Annotated in this window: 20 protein-coding genes; 5 read left to right on the top strand and 15 right to left on the bottom strand. The window is 67.6% G+C overall.

Annotated features, from left to right (window positions below; genetic code table 11):
- Positions 1–68 precede the first annotated feature (68 nt).
- From Q358_RS0111095 to leuC, 14 genes are all read right to left on the bottom strand, one after another.
- Positions 69–1,265: an O-succinylhomoserine sulfhydrylase gene (locus Q358_RS0111095; RefSeq protein ID WP_027962084.1), complete on the bottom strand. Its 1,197-nt coding sequence runs from the start codon at positions 1,263–1,265 to the stop codon at positions 69–71.
- 10 nt (positions 1,266–1,275) lie between these two features.
- Entirely contained in the window at positions 1,276–2,796 is a 1,521-nt protein-coding gene (gene purF / locus Q358_RS0111090; protein WP_027962083.1) for an amidophosphoribosyltransferase, read from the bottom strand.
- A 167-nt stretch (positions 2,797–2,963) separates the two neighbouring features.
- Positions 2,964–3,497 carry a CvpA family protein gene (locus Q358_RS0111085; protein ID WP_027962082.1) on the bottom strand — a complete coding sequence of 178 codons (534 nt, stop codon included), beginning with the start codon at positions 3,495–3,497 and terminating at the stop codon, positions 2,964–2,966.
- Between the two features lies 1 nt (position 3,498).
- The gene (locus Q358_RS0111080; RefSeq protein ID WP_027962081.1) at positions 3,499–4,197 is read right to left on the bottom strand and encodes an SPOR domain-containing protein; all 699 of its coding nucleotides are present in this window, start codon (positions 4,195–4,197) and stop codon (positions 3,499–3,501) included.
- Positions 4,194–5,567, bottom strand: coding sequence for a bifunctional tetrahydrofolate synthase/dihydrofolate synthase (folC, locus tag Q358_RS17275; RefSeq protein WP_245598312.1), 1,374 nt, complete (start codon positions 5,565–5,567; stop codon positions 4,194–4,196). Before folC ends, Q358_RS0111080 begins: the two co-directional genes overlap by 4 nt.
- Positions 5,551–6,630 carry an acetyl-CoA carboxylase, carboxyltransferase subunit beta gene (gene accD, locus Q358_RS0111070; RefSeq protein ID WP_027962080.1) on the bottom strand — a complete coding sequence of 360 codons (1,080 nt, stop codon included), beginning with the start codon at positions 6,628–6,630 and terminating at the stop codon, positions 5,551–5,553. Before accD ends, folC begins: the two co-directional genes overlap by 17 nt.
- 71 nt (positions 6,631–6,701) lie before the next feature.
- Positions 6,702–7,514, bottom strand: a complete 813-nt coding sequence (gene trpA, locus Q358_RS0111065) for a tryptophan synthase subunit alpha (RefSeq protein WP_027962079.1) — start codon at positions 7,512–7,514, stop codon at positions 6,702–6,704.
- Between the two features lie 15 nt (positions 7,515–7,529).
- Positions 7,530–8,768: a tryptophan synthase subunit beta gene (gene trpB / locus Q358_RS0111060; RefSeq protein WP_043488157.1), complete on the bottom strand. Its 1,239-nt coding sequence runs from the start codon at positions 8,766–8,768 to the stop codon at positions 7,530–7,532.
- Positions 8,769–8,835: 67 nt separating this feature from the next.
- The gene (locus tag Q358_RS0111055; RefSeq protein ID WP_027962077.1) at positions 8,836–9,465 is read right to left on the bottom strand and encodes a phosphoribosylanthranilate isomerase; all 630 of its coding nucleotides are present in this window, start codon (positions 9,463–9,465) and stop codon (positions 8,836–8,838) included.
- A complete protein-coding gene (gene truA / locus Q358_RS17270) occupies positions 9,462–10,382 on the bottom strand; it encodes a tRNA pseudouridine(38-40) synthase TruA (protein WP_043488154.1) in 921 nt (306 codons plus the stop codon). The genes Q358_RS0111055 and truA overlap by 4 nt, the downstream gene beginning before the upstream one ends.
- Before the next feature lie 173 nt (positions 10,383–10,555).
- On the bottom strand, positions 10,556–11,668 hold the full coding sequence (asd, locus tag Q358_RS0111045; protein WP_027962076.1) for an aspartate-semialdehyde dehydrogenase: 1,113 nt from the start codon (positions 11,666–11,668) through the stop codon (positions 10,556–10,558).
- 89 nt (positions 11,669–11,757) lie between these two features.
- Positions 11,758–12,837 (bottom strand): 3-isopropylmalate dehydrogenase, encoded by a 1,080-nt coding sequence (gene leuB / locus Q358_RS0111040; protein WP_027962075.1) that lies wholly within the window; start codon positions 12,835–12,837, stop codon positions 11,758–11,760.
- A 174-nt stretch (positions 12,838–13,011) separates the two neighbouring features.
- Positions 13,012–13,659: a 3-isopropylmalate dehydratase small subunit gene (gene leuD, locus Q358_RS0111035; protein WP_027962074.1), complete on the bottom strand. Its 648-nt coding sequence runs from the start codon at positions 13,657–13,659 to the stop codon at positions 13,012–13,014.
- A gap of 3 nt (positions 13,660–13,662) precedes the next feature.
- Positions 13,663–15,126: a 3-isopropylmalate dehydratase large subunit gene (gene leuC, locus Q358_RS0111030; protein WP_027962073.1), complete on the bottom strand. Its 1,464-nt coding sequence runs from the start codon at positions 15,124–15,126 to the stop codon at positions 13,663–13,665.
- A gap of 552 nt (positions 15,127–15,678) precedes the next feature.
- Between leuC and Q358_RS17265 the strand changes: the two genes are divergently transcribed.
- Complete coding sequence (locus Q358_RS17265; RefSeq protein ID WP_043488152.1) at positions 15,679–16,593, top strand: LysR family transcriptional regulator; 915 nt, start codon at positions 15,679–15,681, stop codon at positions 16,591–16,593.
- Positions 16,586–17,902, top strand: a complete 1,317-nt coding sequence (locus Q358_RS0111015) for a hypothetical protein (RefSeq protein ID WP_027962071.1) — start codon at positions 16,586–16,588, stop codon at positions 17,900–17,902. The genes Q358_RS17265 and Q358_RS0111015 overlap by 8 nt, the downstream gene beginning before the upstream one ends.
- Before the next feature lie 6 nt (positions 17,903–17,908).
- On the opposite strand, the gene Q358_RS0111010 is transcribed toward Q358_RS0111015, so the two are convergent.
- On the bottom strand, positions 17,909–18,424 hold the full coding sequence (locus Q358_RS0111010; RefSeq protein ID WP_027962070.1) for a zinc ribbon-containing protein: 516 nt from the start codon (positions 18,422–18,424) through the stop codon (positions 17,909–17,911).
- 215 nt (positions 18,425–18,639) lie between these two features.
- Between Q358_RS0111010 and leuS the strand changes: the two genes are divergently transcribed.
- The 3 genes from leuS to holA all read left to right on the top strand — a co-directional run bounded on the left by leuS (position 18,640) and on the right by holA (position 23,037).
- A complete protein-coding gene (gene leuS / locus Q358_RS0111005; protein ID WP_027962069.1) occupies positions 18,640–21,234 on the top strand; it encodes a leucine--tRNA ligase in 2,595 nt (864 codons plus the stop codon).
- A gap of 12 nt (positions 21,235–21,246) precedes the next feature.
- A complete protein-coding gene (locus Q358_RS0111000) occupies positions 21,247–21,726 on the top strand; it encodes an LPS-assembly lipoprotein LptE (protein WP_027962068.1) in 480 nt (159 codons plus the stop codon).
- Between the two features lie 252 nt (positions 21,727–21,978).
- A complete protein-coding gene (holA, locus tag Q358_RS0110995; protein WP_027962067.1) occupies positions 21,979–23,037 on the top strand; it encodes a DNA polymerase III subunit delta in 1,059 nt (352 codons plus the stop codon).
- Positions 23,038–23,057 lie beyond the last annotated feature (20 nt).

Below are 23,057 nucleotides of genomic sequence, written 5' to 3'. Positions count from 1 at the left end.
GCGACCTAGCCTACCCGACTCCAGCGAACGAGTCCGCTGAATAAAGCCAAATGCTGCATTCGAAAAAGTCAGACCAGGGCGTCGAGCCCCCGGGCCAGGTCGTTGCGAATATCATCCAGGGCCTCGAGCCCCACCGCCACACGAATCAGTCCCTCGGTGATACCCGCCGCCGCCTTCTGGGCATCGGAGAGGCGCCCATGGGTGGTGGTGGCAGGATGGGTAATGGTGCTCTTGACATCCCCCAGGTTGCCGGTGATGGAGAGCAGGCGGGTCGCATCGATCACCGACCAGGCCGCCTCGCGCCCCCCCACCACCTCGATCCCCAGCACCGCGCCGAAACCGTCCTGCTGGCGTGCGGCCAGGGCATGCTGCGCATGGCCGGCGAGGCCGCTGTAATGCACGCGACTCACCCCGGGGTGCGCGGCCAGCCACTCGGCCAGCGCCTGGGCATTCTGGCAGTGGGCGCGCATGCGCAGCTCTAGGGTCTCGAGGCCCTTGGTGAAGATCCAGGCGTTGAAGGGACTCATGCAGGGACCGCAGGTGCGGACCACGCCGAACACTTCCTCGAGCTCCGCGTTGCGCCCCACCACGGCCCCCCCGATCGCCCTGCCCTGGCCATCCAGATACTTGGTGGCGGAGTGAATCACCAGGTCGGCGCCCAGTTCCAGGGGCCGCTGCAGCGCGGGGGTCAGAAAGCAGTTGTCGATGGCCAGCAGCGCCCCGTGACGATGGGCGATATCGGCCAGCGCGGCGATATCCACCACCTCGGAGAGGGGGTTGGAGGGCGTCTCGGCGAACAGCAGACGCGTCGCCGGCGTGATCGCCGCCTCCCAGGCCTCGAGGTCCGAGAGCTCCACATAGCGGGTGGTGATACCCAGCTTGCCCAGATACTTGTCGAACAGGCTCACCGTGGAACCGAACAGCGAGCGCGAGGCCACGATCTCGTCGCCGGCCGAGAGCAGCGCCAGGGCCGTGGAGAGGATCGCCGACATGCCCGAACTCGTCGCCACACAGCGCTCGCCCCCCTCGAGCGCCGCCAGGCGGTGCTCGAAGGTGCGTACCGTGGGGTTGGTGAAGCGCGAGTAGACATTGCCGGGCTCTTCCCCGTTGAACTTGCGCGCGGCCTCGGCGGCGCTGCCATAGACAAAGCTCGAGGTCGGGAAGATGGGCTCGCCGTGCTCCTGCTCCCCGGTACGCTGGTGGCCGGCGCGGATCGCCTGGGTCTCCCGCGCCCAGGTCGATGCCGCCTCGTATTCGTCATGCATGGGGTCAGCCTCAGTGGTCGATATCGTCATCAAGGTTATGGGTGCCTACCAGGGCGTGATCCCCGGCACTCTGCTCCTTGGCGTCGTCGCTGCGCGAGGCCTCGAGGGCCGCCAGGTAGGCGGCATCGATATCCCCGGTCACGTAGTTGCCGTCGAACACCGAGCAGTCGAAGGCTTCAAGGGCCGGGTTGACCTCCCGACAGGCGGCCTTCAAGTCATCCAGGTCCTGATAGAAGATGCGGTCGGCGCCGATCAGCTCCCCCACTTCGGCCTCGCTGCGCCCATGGGCGATCAGCTCGTCTGCCGCCGGCATGTCGATGCCATAGACGTTGGGGTAGCGCACCGGCGGCGCGGCCGAGGCAAAATACACCTTGCGTGCTCCCGCCTCGCGAGCCATCTGGATGATCTGCTTGCAGGTGGTGCCGCGCACGATGGAGTCATCCACCAGCAGCACGTTCTTGCCCTTGAATTCCACACCGATGGCATTGAGTTTCTGGCGCACCGACTTCTTGCGCTGGGTCTGACCCGGCATGATGAAGGTGCGGCCAATATAGCGATTCTTCATGAACCCCTCGCGGTAGGTCACCCCCAGGTGCTGGGCAAGCTCCAGCGCCGAGGTCCGCGAGGTGTCGGGGATCGGTATCACCACATCGATATCGTGCTCCGGCCACTCGCCCTGGATGCGATCCCCCAGCTTGCGCCCCATCTGCATGCGCGTGCCGTAGACATAGGCGCCGTCGAGAATGGAGTCGGGGCGCGCCAGGTAGACGTGCTCGAAGATGCAGGAGGTCAGCCGCGGGGCATCCGCACACTGCTGGGTGTGAATCTCGCCCTGCATGTCGACGAAAATCGCCTCGCCCGGCGCCAGGTCGCGATGCAGCTCGAAGCCCCCCACATCCAGGGCCACCGACTCGGAGGCGATCATCACCTCCTGACCGTCGCCCTCGTCCCGTGTGCCGAACACCACCGGGCGAATCCCGTGAGGGTCGCGGAAGGCCACCAGCCCCACCCCGTTGATCACCGCCACCGCCGCATAGCCTCCCTGGCAGCGACGATGGACGCGACGCACGGCGTCGAAGACGTCGCCGGGGGTGAGATGCAGCCCCTGCTTGCCCAGCTCGTGGGCGAAGACATTGAGCAGCACCTCGGAGTCGGAGCTGGTATTGATATGGCGCAGATCGGAAGAGAACAGCTCCTGCTTGAGCTGGTCGGAATTCGTCAGATTGCCGTTGTGGGCAAGCGCGATACCGTAGGGGGAGTTGACGTAGAACGGCTGGGATTCCGCCTCGCTGGAGGACCCGGCCGTGGGATAGCGAACATGGCCGATGCCCAGACGCCCCTGGAGGCGTGCCATATGGCGGGTATGGAAGACGTCGCGCACCAGTCCATTGCTCTTGCGCAGCAAAAAGCGGCCCTCATGCCAGGTCATCATGCCGGCGGCGTCCTGTCCGCGATGCTGTAGCACCGTCAGGGCGTCATAGATGCCCTGGTTCACCGCCTGCTTGGCCATCAGGCCCACAATACCGCACATTCCACCTTACCTCGCTTTCCTGGACTTGCCTTGACTACTGGTAACCAGGCTATTGCAGGCGGGTCTGGCGGCAAGCCGGCGCCCCTTGACGGGTGTGACTGCAATAGTCCTGGACGGGTAACTGCTATACAGAACCGCGGAGGGCCATGCGGGCCGCCGCGGGAAAATCAACTCTCGGGGGGCGAAGACAGTGCATCCAGCGACGCCGGCGGCTCGGGAATCCGGCCATCCCAGGCCTCGACATGGCTGACGGCCCAGTCCCGCAGCTGCTCGAGATGCGGGCGCAATACCGCGCCCTGCCAGGCCTCGAGCCTGGCCAGTGGCGTCAGGCCGATCACGATGGTCACCAGCACCAGGATGGCGGCTCCCTTGGCCATCCCGAAGGCGGCACCCAGCAGGCGGTTGACCAGCCCCATGCCGACCCACTCCACGGCGGCCTGCAGCAGGCGGATGACGATGCCGCAGACCAGCACCACGCCGAGGACCACCAGCACGAAGGCCAGCACCAGGCGCCCATCGGCGCTGTCGATCATCCCGACCATCAGGTCGGCCACCGGCTGGGCCAGCACCCGCGCCGCCAGCAGGGCGACGATCCAGGCAGCCAGGCCCAGGGCCTCGCGCACCAGGCCACGCAGCAGGCCGGTGATGCCGGTCACCGCCAGCAGGGCGACGAAGATCCAGTCGAGCCAGGTAAGCGTCATGTCAATCCTTTACCCGCACCAGCAGGCCCTGGAGGTTGATGCGCGCCTTGACCTCGGCGACCGCCCGCTCGCCTGCCTCGGAGCCGCCGAAGGGCCCCACATAGACGGTGGTGAGATCGTTGCCCCGGGGGCGACTATAGGCGCTGAAGCCCTCGTCGCGCAGCCGTGTCAGCAGGCGCTCGACGTTGGCCGGCTCACCGAAGCTGCCCACCTGAACGGCCCAGTCGCCTGCCTCGACGGCGGGCTCCACTTCACCGGCACCGGCGGATGACGCCGCGGATGCGCTTTCGTTCTCGTTCTCGCTTTCGCTCTCGGCGAGGCGCTTGTCGGCCGCCTGTGCCAGGTCGGCGATGGGGTCGGCAGGCTCGGTGTCGGTCAACGGCCCTGCCGCCTCGCCTTGCGCCTCGGCCGAGTCGGCCTGGGGCGAACTCGCTCCCTGACCGGACGCCGCGTCCCCGGATGAGAGTTGCGGCGAGGGTTCGGGCACCTCGCCGCCTGAATCCGTCCCGGCCAGCGAGGCCGGGGGCGTCGGTTCGGCCACATCATGGCGCTCGACATCGATGGGGGCATCGATGCTCAGCGAGGGCTCGGGACGATCCTCCCGCGGCGACGGCTCATCGAACAGCATAGGGACGAAGATCACCGCGAGGGCGATCAGGATAATCGCGCCGCTAAGGCGCTCTCGCATACCGTACTTCACGGGGCTACCTCCCTGGAGCTCGCATCCGTATCAGTCTGACCCGATTGGACGGGGCCCGCCAGCCACTGCAATACCGCTCCTACCGTGAGGAAGGAGCCACACACCAGTACTCGGTCCTCGGCGCCCAGCCGCGGGGCCAGCCAGTCGGCCGCGGCGGCGGGCGATGCGGCGCGGTGCAGGACATGCTCACCCCGTCCGTCGAGGCGCCGGCCCAGGTCCTCGGCGCTGCGCCCACGCTCGCCCTCGAGCCCCGCGGTCACCCAGCCATCCACCGCCGGCGCCAGCGCGGCGATCACGCCATCGGCATCCTTGTCACCCTGCATCGCCAGCAGCGCCAGGGTGCGCCCCCGACAGGGCCGGTCCCGCAACCGGCCCGCCAGATACGCGGCCGCATGGGGATTATGGCCGACATCCAGGCACCACTGGCCCCGCCACTGCATGCGTCCGGGCAGCCGGACACGGGCCAGCGCCCGGCGGCAGGCGTCGATATCGAGGGTCACGCCGGACAGGGACAACGCCTGGAGCGCGGTGGCGGCGTTATCCAGCGGCAAGCCGGGATCCGGCAGGTCGCCCAGGATAACCGCGGCCTCGTCCTCCTTGGGGTCGGACCCCGGAGAGCCCCCCCTCCAGCGCCACCCCTGATCCCGATCCTCGCGAATAAACGCCTCGCCCAGCGCATGAACGCGGGCGCCGAGGCTATCGGCCACCTCGCGAACACTCGCCGGCAGCGTTCGACTGCCCAGTACCGCGGGGCGGCCGGGGCGCATGATGCCGGCCTTCTCGCGGCCGATCTGCGCCAGGTCGGTGCCCAGAAAGGCGGCATGGTCCTGGGCCACGGTGGTCACCACCGCCACATCGGGGTCGATGATATTCACCGCGTCGAGGCGCCCGCCGAGGCCTACCTCGAGAATGGCGAGATCACGGGGGCGACGGGAGATGGCCCAGAACGCGGCCAGGGTGCCCACCTCGAAGTAGGTCAGGCTGATGGGCTCGCCGGCCTGGCGCGCGCGATCCACCGCCCGGAAGCCATCGATCAGCGTCGCGTCGTCGGCTTCCTCGCCGTCGAGGCGCAGCCGCTCGTTGTAGCGAACCAGATGCGGCGAGGTGTAGGTCGCCGTGGTCAGGCCATGGGCATGCGCCAGCGCCTCCAGCATGGCCACCGTGGACCCCTTGCCATTGGTGCCGGCCACGCTGATCACCCGCCCGGCCAGGGGCCGGGCGAATAGCGCCAGGCGTCGGGCGACCTCGGCCACGCGCGCCAGGCCAAGATCGATTCCCACGGGATGGGCGGCCTCGAGACGCGCCAGCCAGGCGTCCAACGTGGTAGGCAGCGGCGACTCGCTCATGGCGCGCTCAGCGCCGCTCGTCATCGGGGGCGTCGTCGCCCGCTGCGGCCTCGTCCTCGGCACCGGCATCTGGCTCGGCGTCCTCGGGCCCGCTGGCGGGTGATTCGGCGGCAGGCTCGGCCGTGGTGGGCTCGGCGACGGTGGGCTCGCCCCCCGCCGGCGCGGCCTCCTGCTCCGCCGCCTCGACCAGGTCAGGCACCGGGACCACGGCCGGTTCGGCCTCCCCGATGGCGGGCTGATGGGTCAGCTTGCGCAGCACGCGCCCCAGACGATCGCGGATCTCGCGACGGTGCACGATCATGTCCACGGTGCCGTGCTCGAGGAGGAACTCGCTGCGCTGGAAGCCTTCCGGCAGCTTCTCGCGCACCGTCTGCTCGATGACCCGGGGGCCGGCGAAACCGATCAGGGCATTGGGCTCGGCCACGTTGAGGTCGCCCAGCATGGCCAAGGAGGCCGAGACACCGCCGAAGACGGGGTCGGTCAACACCGAGATATAGGGCACGCCGGCTTCCTTGAGCTTCTCCAGCGCCGCCGAGGTCTTGGCCATCTGCATCAGCGAGAACAGCGCCTCCTGCATGCGTGCGCCCCCCGACGCGGCGAAGCAGACCAGCGGAAGGTTCTCCTCGAGGGCAAGCGTCGCGGCGCGTACGAACTTCTCGCCGACCACCGCCCCCATGGAGCCCCCCATGAAGGAAAACTCGAAGGCCACGGTGATCACCGGCAAGCCATCCAGGGTGCCACGCATGGCGACCAGGGCATCCTTCTCGCCGGTCGCCTTCTGGGCTGCCACCAGGCGATCCTTGTACTTCTTGGAGTCGCGGAATTTGAGGCGGTCGACGGGCTCGACCTCGGCGGCGATCTCTTCGCGCTCCCCCCTGTCGAGGAACCAGTCCAGCCGCTTGCGGGCGGTCAGGCGCAGGTGATGATCACACTTGGGGCAGACGCTGTGCTGCTTCTCGAGTTCGGGAAGATAGAGCACCGACTCGCATTTGGGACACTTGCGCCACAGGCCGTCGGGGACGGTTGCGCGGCGGTCGTGCCGCTGGATACGCCCGATGGAGGGCACGATCTTGTCTAGCCAGCTCATGTCAGAAAGGGTCCGTGTTCGTGTCGGCGCCCGACTCACCCGGGCGCCTGGATCGATTCATTTCGCGAGGCTCAATCGCTCAAGGCGTCCAGGGCCTGGCGCATCTCGCCCAGCACCGCCTTGAGCTCGCCGGGAATCGCCTCGGGTGTCTCGGTATTCGCGGCGATGCGACTGACCAGCGCCGAGCCGACGATGACCCCGTCGGCCACCTTGCCCACCTCGGCGGCGGAGGCGCCGTCACGGATGCCGAAGCCCACGCACAGCGGCAGGTCGGTCATGCCCCGCAGCGGCGCCAGATGCGCGGACACATCCGCCGCATCCAGGGTGGCGGTACCGGTGACGCCCTTCAGGGAAACGTAGTAGAGATACCCCTGGCCATGGGCGCATATGGTAGCGGCCCGCTCCTCGGACGTGGTAGGGGCCACCAGGAAGATGGAGGCGAGCCCGCGGGACTCGAGCAGCGGGCCGAGCTCCTCGGCCTCTTCCGGGGGCATGTCCACGGCCAGCACACCATCGATGCCGGCCGCCGCGGCCTGCTCGGTGAAGGCCTCGAGCCCGATACGCTCCATGGGGTTCAGGTAGCCCATCAGCACCACCGGCGTGTCGGTATCGGTCTGGCGAAACTCGTGCACCATCTCGAACAGGTGCGACAGGCGCACCCCGCGCTTGAGCGCCCGCTCGCAGGCCTTCTGAATCACCGGGCCGTCGGCCATGGGGTCGGAGAACGGCACCCCCAGCTCGAGGACGTCGGCACCCGCCTCCACCAGGGCGTGCATGAAGCCCACGGTATACTCGGGCCCCGGATCGCCGGCGGTGATAAAGGGAATCAGCGCACGGCGACCCTGGGACTTGAGATTAGCGAAGCATTGGTCGATACGATTCATGGTCTGGGCCGTCATCTAGAATTCGATCCCGTCGAGGTTTGCCACCGTCATGATGTCCTTGTCACCGCGCCCGGAGAGGTTGACGACGATATTCTGATCGGGACGCAGGGTAGGTGCCAGCGTCTTGGCGTAGGCCAGGGCGTGGGCGGACTCCAGGGCCGGCATGATGCCCTCGACGTGGGTCAGCTCGCGGAATGCCTCGAGCACCTGGGTGTCGTTGGCGGCCACATAGTTGACGCGACCGAGGTCCTTCCAGAGGGCGTGCTCGGGACCCACCCCCGGGTAGTCGAGGCCCGCCGAGATGGAATGGGTATCGGACACCTGGCCGCCCTCATCGGACATCAGGTAGGTGCGGTTACCGTGGAGCACGCCGCGCGGCGCCCCCGAGGAGAGCGGTGCCGCATGGCGGCCGGTCTCGACGCCGTCGCCACCGGCCTCGACGCCGTACATGACGACATCATCGTCCTCCACGAAGGGATAGAAGAGCCCCATGGCATTGGACCCACCGCCCACGCAGGCGACCAGCGCGTCGGGCAGGGCCCCGAATTCCTCGAAGGACTGCCGGCGCGCCTCGCGACCCACCACGGCGTTGAAGTCGCGCACCAGCATCGGATAGGGATGCGGGCCGGCCACGGTACCGATGATGTAGAAGGTGTTGTCAACGTTGGTGACCCAGTCGCGCAGCGCCTCGTTCATGGCGTCCTTCAGGGTTTGCGTGCCGGAGGTGACCGGGATGACATTGGCCCCCAGCAGGCGCATGCGGTAGACGTTGAGCTTCTGGCGCTGCACGTCCGCGGCCCCCATGTAGACATCACACTCGAGCCCCAGCCTCGCCGCCACCGTGGCGGTGGCCACGCCGTGCTGGCCGGCACCGGTCTCGGCGATGACCCGCGGCTTGCCGCTCTTCTTCGCCAGCAGCGCCTGGCCGATGGTGTTGTTCACCTTGTGGGCGCCGGTGTGGTTGAGGTCTTCGCGCTTGAGCCAGATCTGTGCCCCGCCGAGCCGTTTCGACCACCGCTCGGCATGATAGAGCGGTGAAGGCCGACCCACATAATGGGCCAGGTCATAGTCGAATTCCGCCTGGAAGTCCGGATCATCGCGAAGACTCAGGTAGGTCTTCTCCAGCTCGTCCAGGGCGAAGCTCAGGGTCTCCGAGACGAACCGGCCGCCATAGGGGCCGAAGTGGCCGCGGGCATCCGGCAGTCGGGTCAGGTCACTGAACTTGCTCACGAAAGACACCTCACAGGTCGCCATTGGGCTTTGGGTTACAGGGGCTTAAGGTTACAGGGACTTGGTAGTCGGCAGTTCGGCGCGCTGCCGATCAGGCACGGCTATCGCCGTCGTTCACCGCGGCCATGAAGGCCGCCATGCGCGAGGCATCCTTGATGCCCGGCGCGGCCTCGATACCGCCGGAAACGTCCAGCGCGAAGGGCGCGACCGCCGTGATGGCCGCGGCCGCATTGGCCGCGCTCAGGCCTCCGGCGAGGATAACAGGTTTTTTCAGGCTTGCGGGGATCCGCGACCAGTCGAAGGTCTCGCCGGTGCCCCCCGGCACGCCCGGCCGGTAGGCATCCAGCAGAAGCGCCTGCGCGCCCCGGTAGGCGTCGGCGGCGGCGGCGAGGTCGAGGCCGTCGCGCATGCGCAGCGCCTTGATCCAGGGGCCCGGCCCGGCGGCACAGGTCGCGGGGGATTCATTGCCATGGTACTGCAGCAGGTCGAGATGAGGGGCGCAGCGGGCCACCCACGCCGGCTCGGCATCCACGAACAGCCCCACCCGCGTGACGAAGGCCGGCACCCGGGCGGCGAGCTCGGCCAGGCGCGCCTCGTCCACGACGCGCCTGCTGCCGGGCCAGAGCACGAAGCCCAGGGCGTCGACCCCCGCCGCCACGGCGGCGTCCACATCCGCCGGGCGGGTCAGGCCGCAGAACTTCACCCGGGTCCGGCGCCTCATGTGGCCTCCCGGTCGACGACCCCTGGCCGACCGCGGCGAGACGCCACCATGGGGCAGTCCGGCAGCGCTCGCTCGCCGGTCCACTCCCCCAGAAACGCCAGGAGATTGGGGCCCAGCGGCTCCCGGGGCAGGCCCCACCGCTCGTCGTAGAGGGAATCCACGAAGTGCAGGCCGCTGGCCGGCGCGGTCACATCGGCCAGGGAGCGATCCCTGAGGGCCATCAGCTCGGCCAGGTAATCGTCGCCCCGCTCGCCCCGCCCCACCGTGATCAGGGCGCCGGCGATATTGCGGATCATGTGATGCAGGAAGGCATTGCCCTGCACATCGATGACCACCAGCGGGCCGTGGCGATGGACTTCGATGAAATGCAGGTGGCGCCAGGGCGTCTGCGACTGACAGCCGGCGGCACGGAAGCTGGAGAAGTCATGCTCGCCCACCAGGACCTGGGCGGCGCGATGCATGGCATCGGCATCCAGGGAATCCCGGCACCAGGTCACGTTGGCACGCTCGAGTACCGGCCGGCTCGGCTGATTGAGCAGCACATAGCGATAGCGTCGCGCCAGGGCCATGAAGCGCGAATGAAACTCGTCGGGCACCTCGGTGACCCAGCGCACGGCGACATCGCGGGGCAGGTTGGCATTGGCGCCGAACACCCAGGCCTTCTGGGAACGTGGCACCGGCGGATCGAAATGAAGGATCTGGCGCGTGGCGTGAACGCCCGAATCGGTGCGTCCACTGGCGTGGATCGTCACCTTATGGCTCGCCACCTTCGACAGTGCATCCTCCAGCGAGGCCTGGACCGAGGCGGAGTGCTTGAGGCGCTGCCAGCCGCAGTAGGCGCTGCCGTCATACTCCACGCCCATGGCCAGGCGGCCGGTCATGGGGGTGCGTTCATCGAGGCGTTGAAAGAGGGTCATGCGGTAATCGGGCATCCGGTCGTCTGAGTCGCGCCAGGGCCCGGTCACGAGCCGCCGACGCTGACGGAAAGTCCCCATTATCCGCATGATGAGGCGGGAAGGAAACCCTAAAGGAACGGGGCGCCTCCTTCGAGACGCCCCGCTTTCAAGTCGCTAGCGATGCCGCGACGCGATCACTGCTGCTTGAGGATCATCAGCATCCGCTTGAGCGGCTCGGCGGCCCCCCACAGCAGCTGGTCACCCACGCTGAAGGCGGAGAGGTATTCGCCGCCCATGGCCAGCTTGCGCAGGCGCCCCACCGGTACACCCAGGGTGCCGGTCACGGCCGAGGGCGTCAGGTCACGAAGGGTCGCCTCCTTCTCGTTGGGCACGACCTTGGCCCAGTCGTTGTGCTTGGCGAGACGGTCCTCGATCTCGTCCAGGGGCACGTCCTTCTTCAGCTTGATGGTGAAGGCCTGGCTGTGGGAGCGCATGGCACCGATACGCACGCAGAGCCCATCGATGGGAATGGGATTGTCCTGGAGGCCGAGGATCTTGTTGGTCTCCACGGAGCCCTTCCACTCCTCGCGGCTCTGGCCGTTGTCGAGCTTGCTGTCGATCCAGGGCAGCAGGCTGCCGGCCAGGGGCGCACCGAAGTTGTCGGTGGGGAAGTCCCCGGAGCGCATCGCCGCGGTCACCCGGCGATCGATATCGAGGATGGCACTGCCCGGGTCCGCCAGCTCAGCCGACACGCTGTCGCGCAGGCCGCCCATCTGGTTGAGCAGCTCACGCATGTGCTTGGCGCCGGAACCCGAGGCCGCCTGATAGGTCATGGAGGTCATCCACTCGATCAGGTCGGCCTCGAACAGGCCCCCGAGGCCCATCAGCATCAGGCTGACGGTGCAGTTGCCGCCGACGAAGGTCTTGGCGCCCCTGGCCAGCTGGGCATCGATGACGTGACGGTTGACCGGGTCCAGCACGACGGTGGCGTCATCCGCCATGCGCAGGGTGCTGGCGGCATCGACCCAGTATCCCTTCCAGCCGCCCTGGCGCAGATCGGCATAGACCTTCTCGGTGTAATCGCCGCCCTGGCAGGTGACGATCACATCCAGCGCCTTGAGCGCGTCGAGGTCGAAGGCATCCTTGAGCGGCGGCACGTCCACGCCCACATCCGGACCGGCCTGGCCGACCTGGGAGGTGGTAAAGAAGACCGGCTCGATGCCCTTGAAATCACCGTCCTCGACCATGCGCTGCATGAGTACCGAGCCCACCATGCCGCGCCAACCGACAAAACCGACTGTCAACATGTTGAAGTCCTCCAGAAATCGAATGTGGGGATCATTATACAGAAAGCGGGCCCAGCTCGCAGGCGGGCCCGGGAATGGCTCAGGCTATCTCAGAGCGCCTCGAAGGCGGCCAGCACGGCGTCACCCATCTCGCGGGTGGAGACGGTGCGGGTGCCGTCGGAGGCGATATCCGCGGTCCGCAGGCCATCATCCAGCACCCTGCCCACGGCGGCCTCGATGCGCTCGGCAAGGGCCGGCGCGTCCAGGGAGTAGCGCAGCATCATGGCCACCGAGAGGATGGTCGCCAGGGGGTTGGCGATATTCTGGCCGGCGATGTCCGGGGCGCTGCCGTGGCAGGGCTCGTACATGCCCTGGCCGGACTCGTTGAGCGAGGCGGAGGGCAGCATGCCGATGGAACCGGTCAGCATGGCGGCGGCGTCGGAAAGGATATCCCCGAACATGTTGCCGGTGACCACCACGTCGAACTGCTTGGGCGCGCGCACCAGCTGCATGGCGGCATTATCGACGTACATATGGGAGAGCTCGACGTCCGGGTACTCCGGCGCCAGCCGCTCCATCACCTCGCGCCACAGGATGGTGACCTCGAGCACATTGGCCTTGTCCACGGAGCAGAGCGTCTTGTTGCGCTTCTGGGCCATCTCGAAGGCCACCCGGCCGATGCGCTCGATCTCGCTCTCGGAATACACATAGGTGTTGAAGCCCACGCGCTGCCCGTCGCGCTCCTCGACCCCGCGGGGCTGACCGAAGTAGATGCCGCCGGTCAGTTCGCGCACGATCATGATATCCAGGCCGGCGACCAGCTCGGGCTTCAGGCTCGACGCCTCGGCCAGCTGGGGATAGGTGATGGCCGGGCGCAGGTTGCCGAACAGGCCCAGCTCCTTGCGCACGCCGAGCAGGCCCTTCTCGGGGCGCTTGGCGAGGTCCTCGATCTTGTCCCACCGGGGGCCACCGACGGCGCCGAGCAGGATGCCCCGGGCGGCCCTGGCCTTCTCCAGGGTCTCGGCGGGCAGCGGCTCGCCGTGGACATCATAGGCGCTGCCACCCAGCAGCCCCTCCTCGACCTCCACGTCCAGGCCCCGGGCCTGACAGGCCGCCAGGACACGACTCGCCTGGGCGGTGATCTCGGGGCCGATACCATCGCCGGGCAATACCAGAATCTTCTGCGTCATCTTTGTTTCCTTGTATGGTCCACCTCCGGGACGGGGCTGTTCCGGCGAAAACCCTGCGAGGAGGCGCTGTAAATGATTTCCCTGAGGGGGACTGTCCCCGGGCAGTATGGGGACTGTCCCCGGGGTTAGGGGGACTGTCCCCTGCGGGAGGGGGACTGTCCCCTTTGGCCCCTTTTAGGCAGAGTCGCGAAACAGCCACGGACGCGCTTCACGATGCTTCGCCTCGAAGGCGCGAATGGCATCCTCGTCCTTCAGGGTGATGCCGATATCGTCGAGGCCTTCGAGCAGGCACTGCTTGCGGAAGGCGTCCACTTCGAACTCGATGATCTCGCCCGAGGGCGTGATGATGCGCTGGCTCGCCAGGTCCACGTCCAGGGCATAGCCTTCGCTGGCCTCGACCTCCTGGAACAGGCGCTCCACCGTCTCCTCGGGCAGGGTCACCAGCAGCAGGCCGTTCTTGAAGGCGTTGTTGTAGAAGATATCGGCGAAGCTCGGGGCGATCACCACCCGGAAGCCGAAGTCTTCCAGCGCCCAGGGGGCGTGCTCCCGGGAGCTGCCGCAGCCGAAGTTGCGCCGCGCCAGCAGCACGCTGGCGTCTTGATAGCGCGGTTGATTCAGCACGAAGTCGGGATTCAGCGGGCGCCGGGAGCAGTCCTGGCCGGGATAGCCCTCGTCGAGATAGCGCAGCTCGTCGAACAGGTTGACGCCGAACCCGGTGCGCTTGATCGACTTCAGAAACTGCTTGGGAATGATCAGGTCGGTATCGACGTTGGCCCGATCGAGGGGCGCGACGATGCCGGTGGTGCGTTCGAACTTGTTCATGATTCAGGCCTCCTGCGCCCGGGCGTCGTCGTTGGCGGCGCCACCGTTGTCGAATCCACGGACATCCACGAAGTGACCGGCGATGGCGGCGGCGGCGGCCATGGCCGGGCTCACCAGATGGGTACGCCCGCCGTAGCCCTGGCGTCCCTCGAAGTTGCGGTTGGAGGTGGAGGCGCAATGCTCGCCGGCACCCAGCTTGTCGGCATTCATCGCCAGGCACATGGAGCAGCCCGGCTCGCGCCATTCGAAGCCCGCCTCGATGAAGACCCTGTCGAGCCCTTCCACCTCGGCCTGGCGCTTCACCAGGCCGGAGCCTGGCACCACCATGGCCAGCTTGATGGAGTCGGCGACCTTCTTGCCGCGGGCTACCTCGGCGGCCTCGCGCAAGTCCTCGATGCGCGAGTTGGTGCAGGAGCCGATAAACACCTTGTCGAGGCGGATATCGGTGATCTTCTGGCGCGGCGCGAGCCCCATGTACTCCAGCGCACGGGTATAGCCGCTGCGCAGGGTATCGTCGCCCTGCTTCGCCGGGTCGGGCACCTCGCCGGAGATGCCGGTGACCATCTCGGGGCTGGTGCCCCAGCTGACCTGGGGCTCGATCTCGGCGGCCTCCAGGGTCACCACCTTGTCGAACTCGGCACCCGGGTCCGAGACGAGGTCGCGCCAGTCGGCGACGGCGGCCTCCCACTGCTCGCCCGTCGGGGCATAGTGGCGCTCGCGCAGGTAGTCGATGGTGGTGTCGTCGACGGCGATCAGGCCGACCCGGGCACCGGCCTCGATGGCCATGTTGCACACCGTCATGCGCCCCTCCATGGAGAGACCCTCGATGGCGCTGCCGGCAAACTCGATGGCATAGCCGGTGCCGCCGGCGGTGCCGATGCGGCCGATGATGGCCAGCACCACGTCCTTGGCGGTGATGCCGGTGCCGAGATCCCCCTCGACGCGCACCTGCATGTTCTTCATCTTCTGGGCCAGCAGGCACTGGGTGGCGAGCACGTGCTCGACCTCGGAGGTGCCGATACCGTGGGCCAGGGCACCGAAGGCGCCGTGGGTGGCGGTATGGGAGTCCCCGCAGACCACGGTCATGCCCGGCAGGGTGGCACCCTGCTCCGGCCCCACCACGTGGACGATCCCCTGGCGGGGGTCGTTGATCTTGAACTCCTCGATGCCGAACTCGCCGCAGTTGTCATCGAGGGTCTGCACCTGAATCAGCGACACCGGGTCCTTGATGCCGGCATTGCCCTCGGCGCGTTCCTTGAGGGTGGTCGGCACGTTGTGATCCGGCGTCGCCAGGTTGGCGTCGATGCGCCACGGCCGGCGATTTGCCAGCCGCAGGCCCTCGAAGGCCTGGGGCGAGGTCACCTCGTGGAGCAGCTGACGGTCGATGTAGATCAATGCGGTGCCGTCGTCGCGCTCCTTGACGAGGTGCTGCGACCACAACTTGTCGTAGAGTGTCTGGCCTGCCATATCGTTTCTCCCGGGCTTTGGAGCCCTGCTTATCATGTCCGGTCTTGAAACTGCGCCACCAGTGCGGCTTTCTTGCGCCACCACCGCGGCTTTCTCGGGGGCAGACCTCCAAGGAGGCGCTGTAAATACGTCCCTGTACGCTACCGACGCCCTGCTTCGCTCTCGCATCCTGCTCCGCTTGCAGGTCCGGTGCTGGCCATCCATGGCCAGCCCGTTCGAAGCAATGCTTCTCACCCTTGGCGTAGGACCTCCTTTACGGTCTGCCCCCGACGCCGCTTCTATAGGTGGCACTAGCCAATAGGGACTGTCCCCGGCCAAGCCACCAAGTCGGTGTTTATGCTCGCCGTCAGCATCGGCACCACTGCCGGGGACAGTCCCTTCTCGCTGAGTCCCTTCTCGCTCTTCTCGCTGGGGGACTGTCCCTTCTCGCTGGGGACCGTCCCTTCTCGCGAGTCTTGGCGCTTTAGGATCAGTCTCCCGCCCCTCGCCCATAAAATCAATTCATGTTATTTATGTAATGCATTCCTGAATGGAATTCGAGATGGAGGTAGCGTGGATACCCAGAGTCTGCAGGCCTTCCTCGCCGTGGCCGATAGCGGCAGCTTCTCCCGCGCCGCGGAACAGCTGCACCTGACCCAGCCGGCGGTCAGCAAGCGCATCGCCGTGCTCGAGGCCCAGACCGATGCGCGATTGTTCGACCGCATCGGCCGGCGCGTCACCCTCACCGAGGCCGGGCGCGTGCTGCTGCCCCGCGCCCGGGAGATCCTGGTGATGGTCAACGACAGCCGGCGTGCGCTGGGCAATCTCGCCGGCGCCGTGGGTGGCCGCCTCACCCTGGCCACCAGCCACCATATCGGCCTGCATCGCCTGCCGCCGCTGCTGAAGTCCTACACCCGGACCCACCCCGACGTGCGCCTGGACCTGCACTTCCTCGACTCCGAACAGGCGTATCAGGGGGTGCTGGACGGCTCCGTGGAGATCGCCGTGGTCACCCTGGCCCCCCACCCGGACGCCCAGCTCAGGGTCGTGCCGCTGTGGGTGGATCGCCTCTGCTTCGTCTGCGCCCACGACCACCCCCTGGCCCGGCGCCGGCACCTGGCGCTCGACGAGCTGTGCGACTTCGACGCCGTGCTGCCCGGCCCCCTGACCTTTACCCGCGACCTGATCGAGGAGCGCTTCGAGGCCGCCGGCCTGCGCCTGCCGGTGGCGCTCTCCACCAACTACCTGGAGACCCTTAAGATGATGACCGCCATCGGGCTGGGCTGGAGCCTGCTCCCGGAACGGCTGTTGGCCGACGGAGCCGACGAGCTCCACGAACTACGCATCGATCATCCGCCGATCCAGCGGCCACTGGGCTACCTGGTGCACCGCAACCGAACCCTGTCCAATGCCACCCGCGCCATGCTCGAGCAGCTGGACGCGGCGCGTGAACCCGAGGCGAAACACGGCTGGCATGCCGATGAATAATGCGACCCCGCGTCGCCACGTCCTGGCCGGCGGCCTGATACTCACCGGCCTGGTCCTGCAGGTCATGCGCCTGGCCGGGCTTCCCGTGATGCTGCCCGCGGTCAGCGTTGCCTTCTGGCTGGCGGTTGGCCTGCTGTGGCCGGACATGAAGCGCAGCAACCGCCGCCAGGCAGTCGTCCTGGCCGGGCTCGGCCTCGCCCTGCTGCTGGCGGCCGCGCTGTTTTACGATGCCGAGGTCGCCTGGATACACCTGCTGGATGGCAACAGCTACGTGGTGGCCATGCTGGTCGGCGTCAGCTTCATCGGCCTGGTCGGCACCCGCCAGGGGCATTCGCCACCGCCCGGCAGCGCGGTGACGGGGCCCCGCGGCACCGCCGGCACCTGGCTCGGGGTGCATCTGCTCGGCGCCATCCTCAACCTGTCCACGGTGTTCATGGTCGGCGACCGCCTGCGCCGCCACGGCGAACTCTCGCTGCCCCAGCTGCTGGCGCTCAACCGGGGCCTCTCCAGCGCCGCGCTGTGGTCGCCCTTCTTCGCCTCCATGGGGGTGGTGATGACCCTGGCGCCGCAGATGAACTATGCCACCGTCCTGGCCTTCGGCCTGCCCCTGGGGCTGGCCGCCGGCTCCCTGTCGCTGTTCGACCTGTCGCGGCGCTTCGATCTGAGCCGGGTGGCGGGCTTCTCGCTGTCGCCGAGGAGCCTGCTGTTGCCCGTGGTCATGGCGAGCCTGGTGATGCTGTTCCACTTCGGCCTGACGCCCGGGCTCTCCATCGTCAGCATCATCACCTTCCTGCTGCCCGGCGTGGCGCTGGCGATCAATCTTCGCCACGGCCCTCGCTGGACCCTGCGGCGGGTGCGCCAGCATGCGCTGGGGCGACTGCCGGCCATGCGCGGCGAGGTCTCGCTCTTCCTGTGTGCGGGGCTGCTGACCCAGGGGCTCTCGACCTTCGTCATGGCCGCCACCGGCAGCGACTGGCGGTTGTTCGAGCACTTTGCCGCCCCCCAGGCCATCGCCAGCTTCCTGACCATCGTGGCCAGCGCGGCGGCCGGGCTACACCCGATCATCGGCGTATCGGTGCTCGCCTCGATGCTCGAGCTAGGCGGCGAGCGCCAGACGCTGTTCGCCTTCGTCGCCCTCACCGCCTGGGCGGTGGGCACCGCGGTGGGGCCCCTCTCGGGCATCAACCTGTCGCTGCAGGGCCGCTACGGCATCAGCGGCGCCCGGCTGTCGCGCCATAACCTGGGCTATGGCGCCGCGCTCTCCGTGCTGGTGGTGGCAGGCATCGTGTTGCTGGATGCCTGGCTGTGACCGGGCCTACCGAGAGATGCGCCGGAAGAAGCGGTGACCACATTGGTGGCAGGGCTCGATGCGCGTGAGCTCCGGCAGGTTCACCTCGGCATCACAGTGCACACAGGCCAGCCAGCCGGGGACTGCCATTTCGCCTTCGCAGTAGTCGGCGCGGGCCGCCTCGAGCTCCTCCTCGAAGCGCTCGCGCTCCACCACGCTGCGATCGGCAATGGAGAGCAGCGACTCGCTCACCTGCCGCGACAGCGCCGAGAGGTCGATGCCCAGCCAGGTCGCCACCCCCTCGCCCCCGGCGCTCAGGTAGCGCCGCATGTCCTTGAGGTCGCGCTCCACCCAGGCGCGCAGCAGCGAGAGCTCGTCCTTGGTGAACTCCTCGAGTTCGGATTCGAACGCCACGGCATCATCCAGGTCCTGCTGCAGGTTCTCCCAGGTCAGCTCGCTGGCCCCCTCCCGCAGCCGATCCAGCATACGTTCATAGCCTTCCCGCAGCCGGTGCTCCTCGTGTTCCTTGTGTGATTCACTCATGGTGCTCTCCTCGGTATGCGAATGGGCAAACGCCGGGTCCCAACGTAGCCGGGCGACGTCGTGCTAGGGTATCCTCTGTCAACCATTTAGACGACTTCCCGCCGTCAGTTCAACGCCTTGTCATCAGGATGCACAGGCAACGTGACGCGGGACAAGCCATTCGAGCGTGCGCCGCCGGCGCGCCGAACCGACAGCCAAGGTATTCGTTGACCGCGATGGACGCACAGTACAAGCCCCAAGAGATCGAACGCGACGCCCAGCAGTACTGGGAAAAGAACCAATGCTTCCAGGCGGTAGAGGACGCCAGCCGCGAGAAGTTCTACTGCCTGTCGATGTTCCCCTACCCCAGCGGCAAGCTACACATGGGGCATGTGCGCAACTACACCATCGGCGACGTGATCTCCCGCTATCAACGCATGCAGGGCAGGAACGTGCTGCAGCCCATGGGCTGGGACGCCTTCGGCATGCCGGCCGAAAATGCCGCCATCCAGAACCAGGTCCCCCCGGCGGAATGGACCTACGCCAACATCGACTACATGCGCCAGCAGCTCAAGGCCCTGGGCTTTGCCTATGACTGGAGCCGCGAGTTCTCCACCTGCGACCTGGACTACTACCGGTGGGAGCAGTGGTTCTTCGCCAAGCTGGTGGAAAAGGGGCTGGTCTACAAGAAGATGTCCACGGTGAACTGGGACCCGGTGGATCAGACGGTGCTGGCCAACGAGCAGGTGATCGACGGGCGCGGCTGGCGCTCCGGCGCCCTGGTGGAGCGCAAGGAAATCCCGCTGTGGTTCCTGCGCATCACCGACTATGCCGAAGAGCTGCTGGAAGACCTCGATCACATCGAGTGGCCCGAGCAGGTCAAGACCATGCAGCGCAACTGGATCGGCAAGTCCCGTGGCGTGGAGCTGACGTTTGATATCACGTCCGCCGATGGGGCTGCCCGGGAGCCGCTGTCGGTCTATACCACACGCCCCGATACCCTGCTGGGGGTAACCTATGTGGCGGTGGCCGCCGATCACCCGCTGGCCCGGCAGGCCGCCGAGACCAACGCCGAACTGGCCGCCTTCCGCGAAGAGTGCGCCCGGGGCGGCACCTCCGAGGCCGAGCTCGCCACTCGCGAGAAGAAGGGCATGCCCACCGGCCATCTGGCGGTGCACCCGCTCAGCGGCCGCGAGGTGCCGGTCTATGTGGCCAACTTCGTGCTGATGGAGTTCGGCACCGGTGCGGTCATGGCGGTGCCCGCCCATGACCAGCGCGACTGGGAGTTCGCCACCAAATACGGCATTCCCATCGAGCCGGTGATCGCCGCCGAGAACGGCCAGGCGCCGGATCTCTCGGCCGGCGCCCACGACGAGCACGGCACCCTGATCAACTCCGGCGAGTTCGACGGCCTGGACTTCGAGGCCGCCTTCGATGCCATCGCCGCCAGGCTGACCGAACTCGGCCGCGGTGAGGTCAAGACCAACTACCGCCTGCGCGACTGGGGCGTGGCCCGCCAGCGCTACTGGGGCGCGCCGATTCCCGTGAAGTACGGCCCCGAGGGCCAGACGGTGCCGCTCTCCGATGAGGAGCTGCCCGTGGCGCTGCCCATGGATGTCACCGTGGATGCCACCGGCTCGCCGCTGAAGCGCATGCCGGCGTTCTCCGACCTGGGCGACGGCTGGACGCGCGAGACCGACACCTTCGACACCTTCATGGAATCCTCCTGGTACTTCGCGCGCTTCTGCTGCGCCGACAACGCCGAGGCGATGCTCGACGAGCGGGCCAATCACTGGCTGCCGGTCGACCTCTACATCGGCGGCATCGAGCACGCCATCCTGCACCTGCTCTACGCGCGCTTCTTCACCAAGCTGATGCGCGACTTCGGCCTGGTCAACGTCGACGAGCCCTTCCAGCGCCTGCTGACCCAGGGCATGGTGATCGCCGAGACCTATTACCGGGAAGCCGATAACGGCGCCAAGCTGTGGTTCAACCCCGCCGACGTCGAGGTCAAGCGCGACGACAAGGGCCGCCCGGTCAGCGCCGTGCTGCTCGAGGACGGACAGCCGGTGGAGATGGGCGGCATCGAGAAGATGTCCAAGTCGAAGAACAACGGCGTCGACCCCCAGTCGATGATCGAGCGCTTCGGCGCCGACACCGTGCGCCTGTTCATGATGTTCGCCGCCCCGCCGGAGCAGTCCCTGGAATGGTCCGATGCCGGCGTCGAGGGGGCCCACCGCTTCCTGAAGCGCCTGTGGCGCCTGGTCGGCGAACACCTGGAGGAGGGCCAGCCCGGCGAGCTGGACGCGGCCGACCTCGACGACGCCCAGCGCGAACTGCGGCGCAAGACCCACGAGACCATCAAGAAGGCCGGCGACGATATCGGCCGGCGCACCACCTTCAACACCGCCATCGCCGCGGTGATGGAGCTGACCAACGGCATCGGCCAGTTCCACAAGCAGAACGCCTCGCCGACGCCCCGGGACCTGGCCGTGGCGCGCGAGGCCGTGGAGGCCTGCGTGCTGCTGCTCGCCCCCATCATCCCCCATGCCTGCCATGCGCTGTGGTCGGCACTGGGCCATGCGGAACCGGTGATCGACGCCCGCTGGCCGGCACTCGATGAAAGCGCCCTGACCCGTGACACCATCGAGCTGGTGGTACAGGTCAACGGCAAGCTGCGCTCGCGCATCGAGATACCCGCCGATGCCGACAAGGCCACCGCCGAGGCCGCGGCCTTCGCCTCCGAGAATGTCCAGCGCCACACCGATGGCAAGACGGTCCGCAAGGTGATCGTGGTGCCGGGCAAGCTGGTCAACATCGTGGTGGGCTAAAGGGAGTAACGCATGCAGCGACGCACTTTTCTCACCCTGGGCCTGGCCGGCACCGCCGGCCTGGCCCTCACCGGCTGTGGCTTTCGCCTGCGCGGCCTGGACGCCCCATCGGCACCGGTGAGCGAGCTCGCCCTGGCGGGGCCCGACAGCGACCTGGCAAGGCTGGCCAGGCAGCGCCTGACCGACGCCGGCACCCGGGTGCATGACGACGCCGGGCTGATCCTCAACCTGGGCCGTCCCGACATTCGCCAGCGCAACGTCGGCGTGCTGGATTCGGGGCCGCGTGACGAGGTGATGGAACTCGCTGCCCCCTTCTCGGTGCAGCGCGCCGACGGCGCCTACCTGCTCGACCAGCAACGCCTGGAGGTCAGCCGCCGCTACAGCGTGGATGATGGCGACCTGCTCGGCCGTGAGCAAAACCGTGACGATGCCCGCGAGGCCCTGCGCGAAGAGGCCGCCCGCCAGCTCATCGAACGCCTGCGCTCATTATAAATTTCAAAACTTGAGATACCGGAAAAGGGGCGCCGAGGACAGGTCGAAGAGGAGGTCCTATGCCAAGGGTGAGAAGCACTGCTTCGAACGGGCTGGCCATGGATGGCCAGCACCGGTCCTGCAAGCGGAGCAGGATGCGAGAGCGAAGCAGGGCATCGGTAGCGCCCAGGGAGGGGTTCACAGCGCCTCCTCGATGGTCCGACACTTCGGGGCCTGTCCTCGGATCAGCCCCTTTGGTAAAGGATACCCTCGTTGAAAGTCTTTCCTGACAAGCTGGCCGACGCCCTGGCCAGGAAGCTGCCGCCGGTGGTGATCGTGGCCGGCGAGGAACCGCTGCAGCATGGCGAAGCCTGCGACGCCGTGCGCGCCGCGGCCCGCGAACGCGGAATCGAAGAGCGCGAGATTCTCCACGTCGAGGGCAACTTCGCCTGGGGCCGCCTCCACGAGGCCTCGGCCAGCATGTCGCTGTTCGCCAGCGCCAAGCTGATCGAGCTGCGCCTGTCGGGCAGCAATCTCGGCCAGGAAGGCACCAAGGCCCTGAGGGCCTATGCCGACGAGATGAAGGGCAGCGACAACATGCTGCTGCTGGCCATGGGCAAGCTCGACTTCCGCCAGCAGAAGAGCGCCTGGTTCCAGGCCCTGGACAAGGCGGGCCTCTTCGTGCCGGTATGGCCCGTGGACGCCTCGCGGCTGGGGTTCTGGCTGCGCGACCGCGCCGGCCGTCATGGCCTCAATCTCGACATCGACGCCGCCCGGCTGCTGGGCGAGCGCACCGAGGGCAACCTGCTGGCCGCCGACCAGGAGCTGCAGAAACTGGCCCTGCTGCTGCCCGCCGGGGCCCGGGTCTCGCCCCGCGACGTCGCCGGCGGGGTGGAAGACAGCGCGCGCTTCGACGTCTTCACCCTGGTGGACGCCTGCCTCAAGGGCGAGCGTTCCCGGGTGGCCCGCATCATGGCCGGCCTGGCCGGCGAAGGCGTGGAGCCACCCATCGTGCTGTGGGCCCTGACCCGGGAGTTGCGCACTTTGCTCTCCCTGCACCAGCACCTCGACCAGGGCCAGAGCTTCGAGCACGCCTGCAAGGCGCAGAAGCCGTCCATCTTCGAGAAGCGACGGCCCGCCTATCAGCAGGCACTCGCTCGGCTGCCGGTCAAGCGGCTGCACAAGCTGTTGATGTTCGCCCAGCGCCTGGACCTCTCCATCAAGGGCGCCGCCGCCCTGCCCCTGCAGGACGGCCTCCACGACCTGGCACTGACCCTGGCCGGCGGCCGCGGCCTGCTGGCCGAGCTGCCCTCCTCCTACCGTATCAACTGACTCTTGAACACAGGGCTATC

Source organism: Halomonas halodenitrificans DSM 735 (assembly GCF_000620045.1).
In the GTDB taxonomy this organism is placed as follows: Bacteria; Pseudomonadota; Gammaproteobacteria; order Pseudomonadales; family Halomonadaceae; genus Halomonas; species Halomonas halodenitrificans.
The sequence above is the reverse complement of the archived record's forward strand: the minus strand, read 5'-3'. Positions and strand labels throughout refer to the sequence as shown.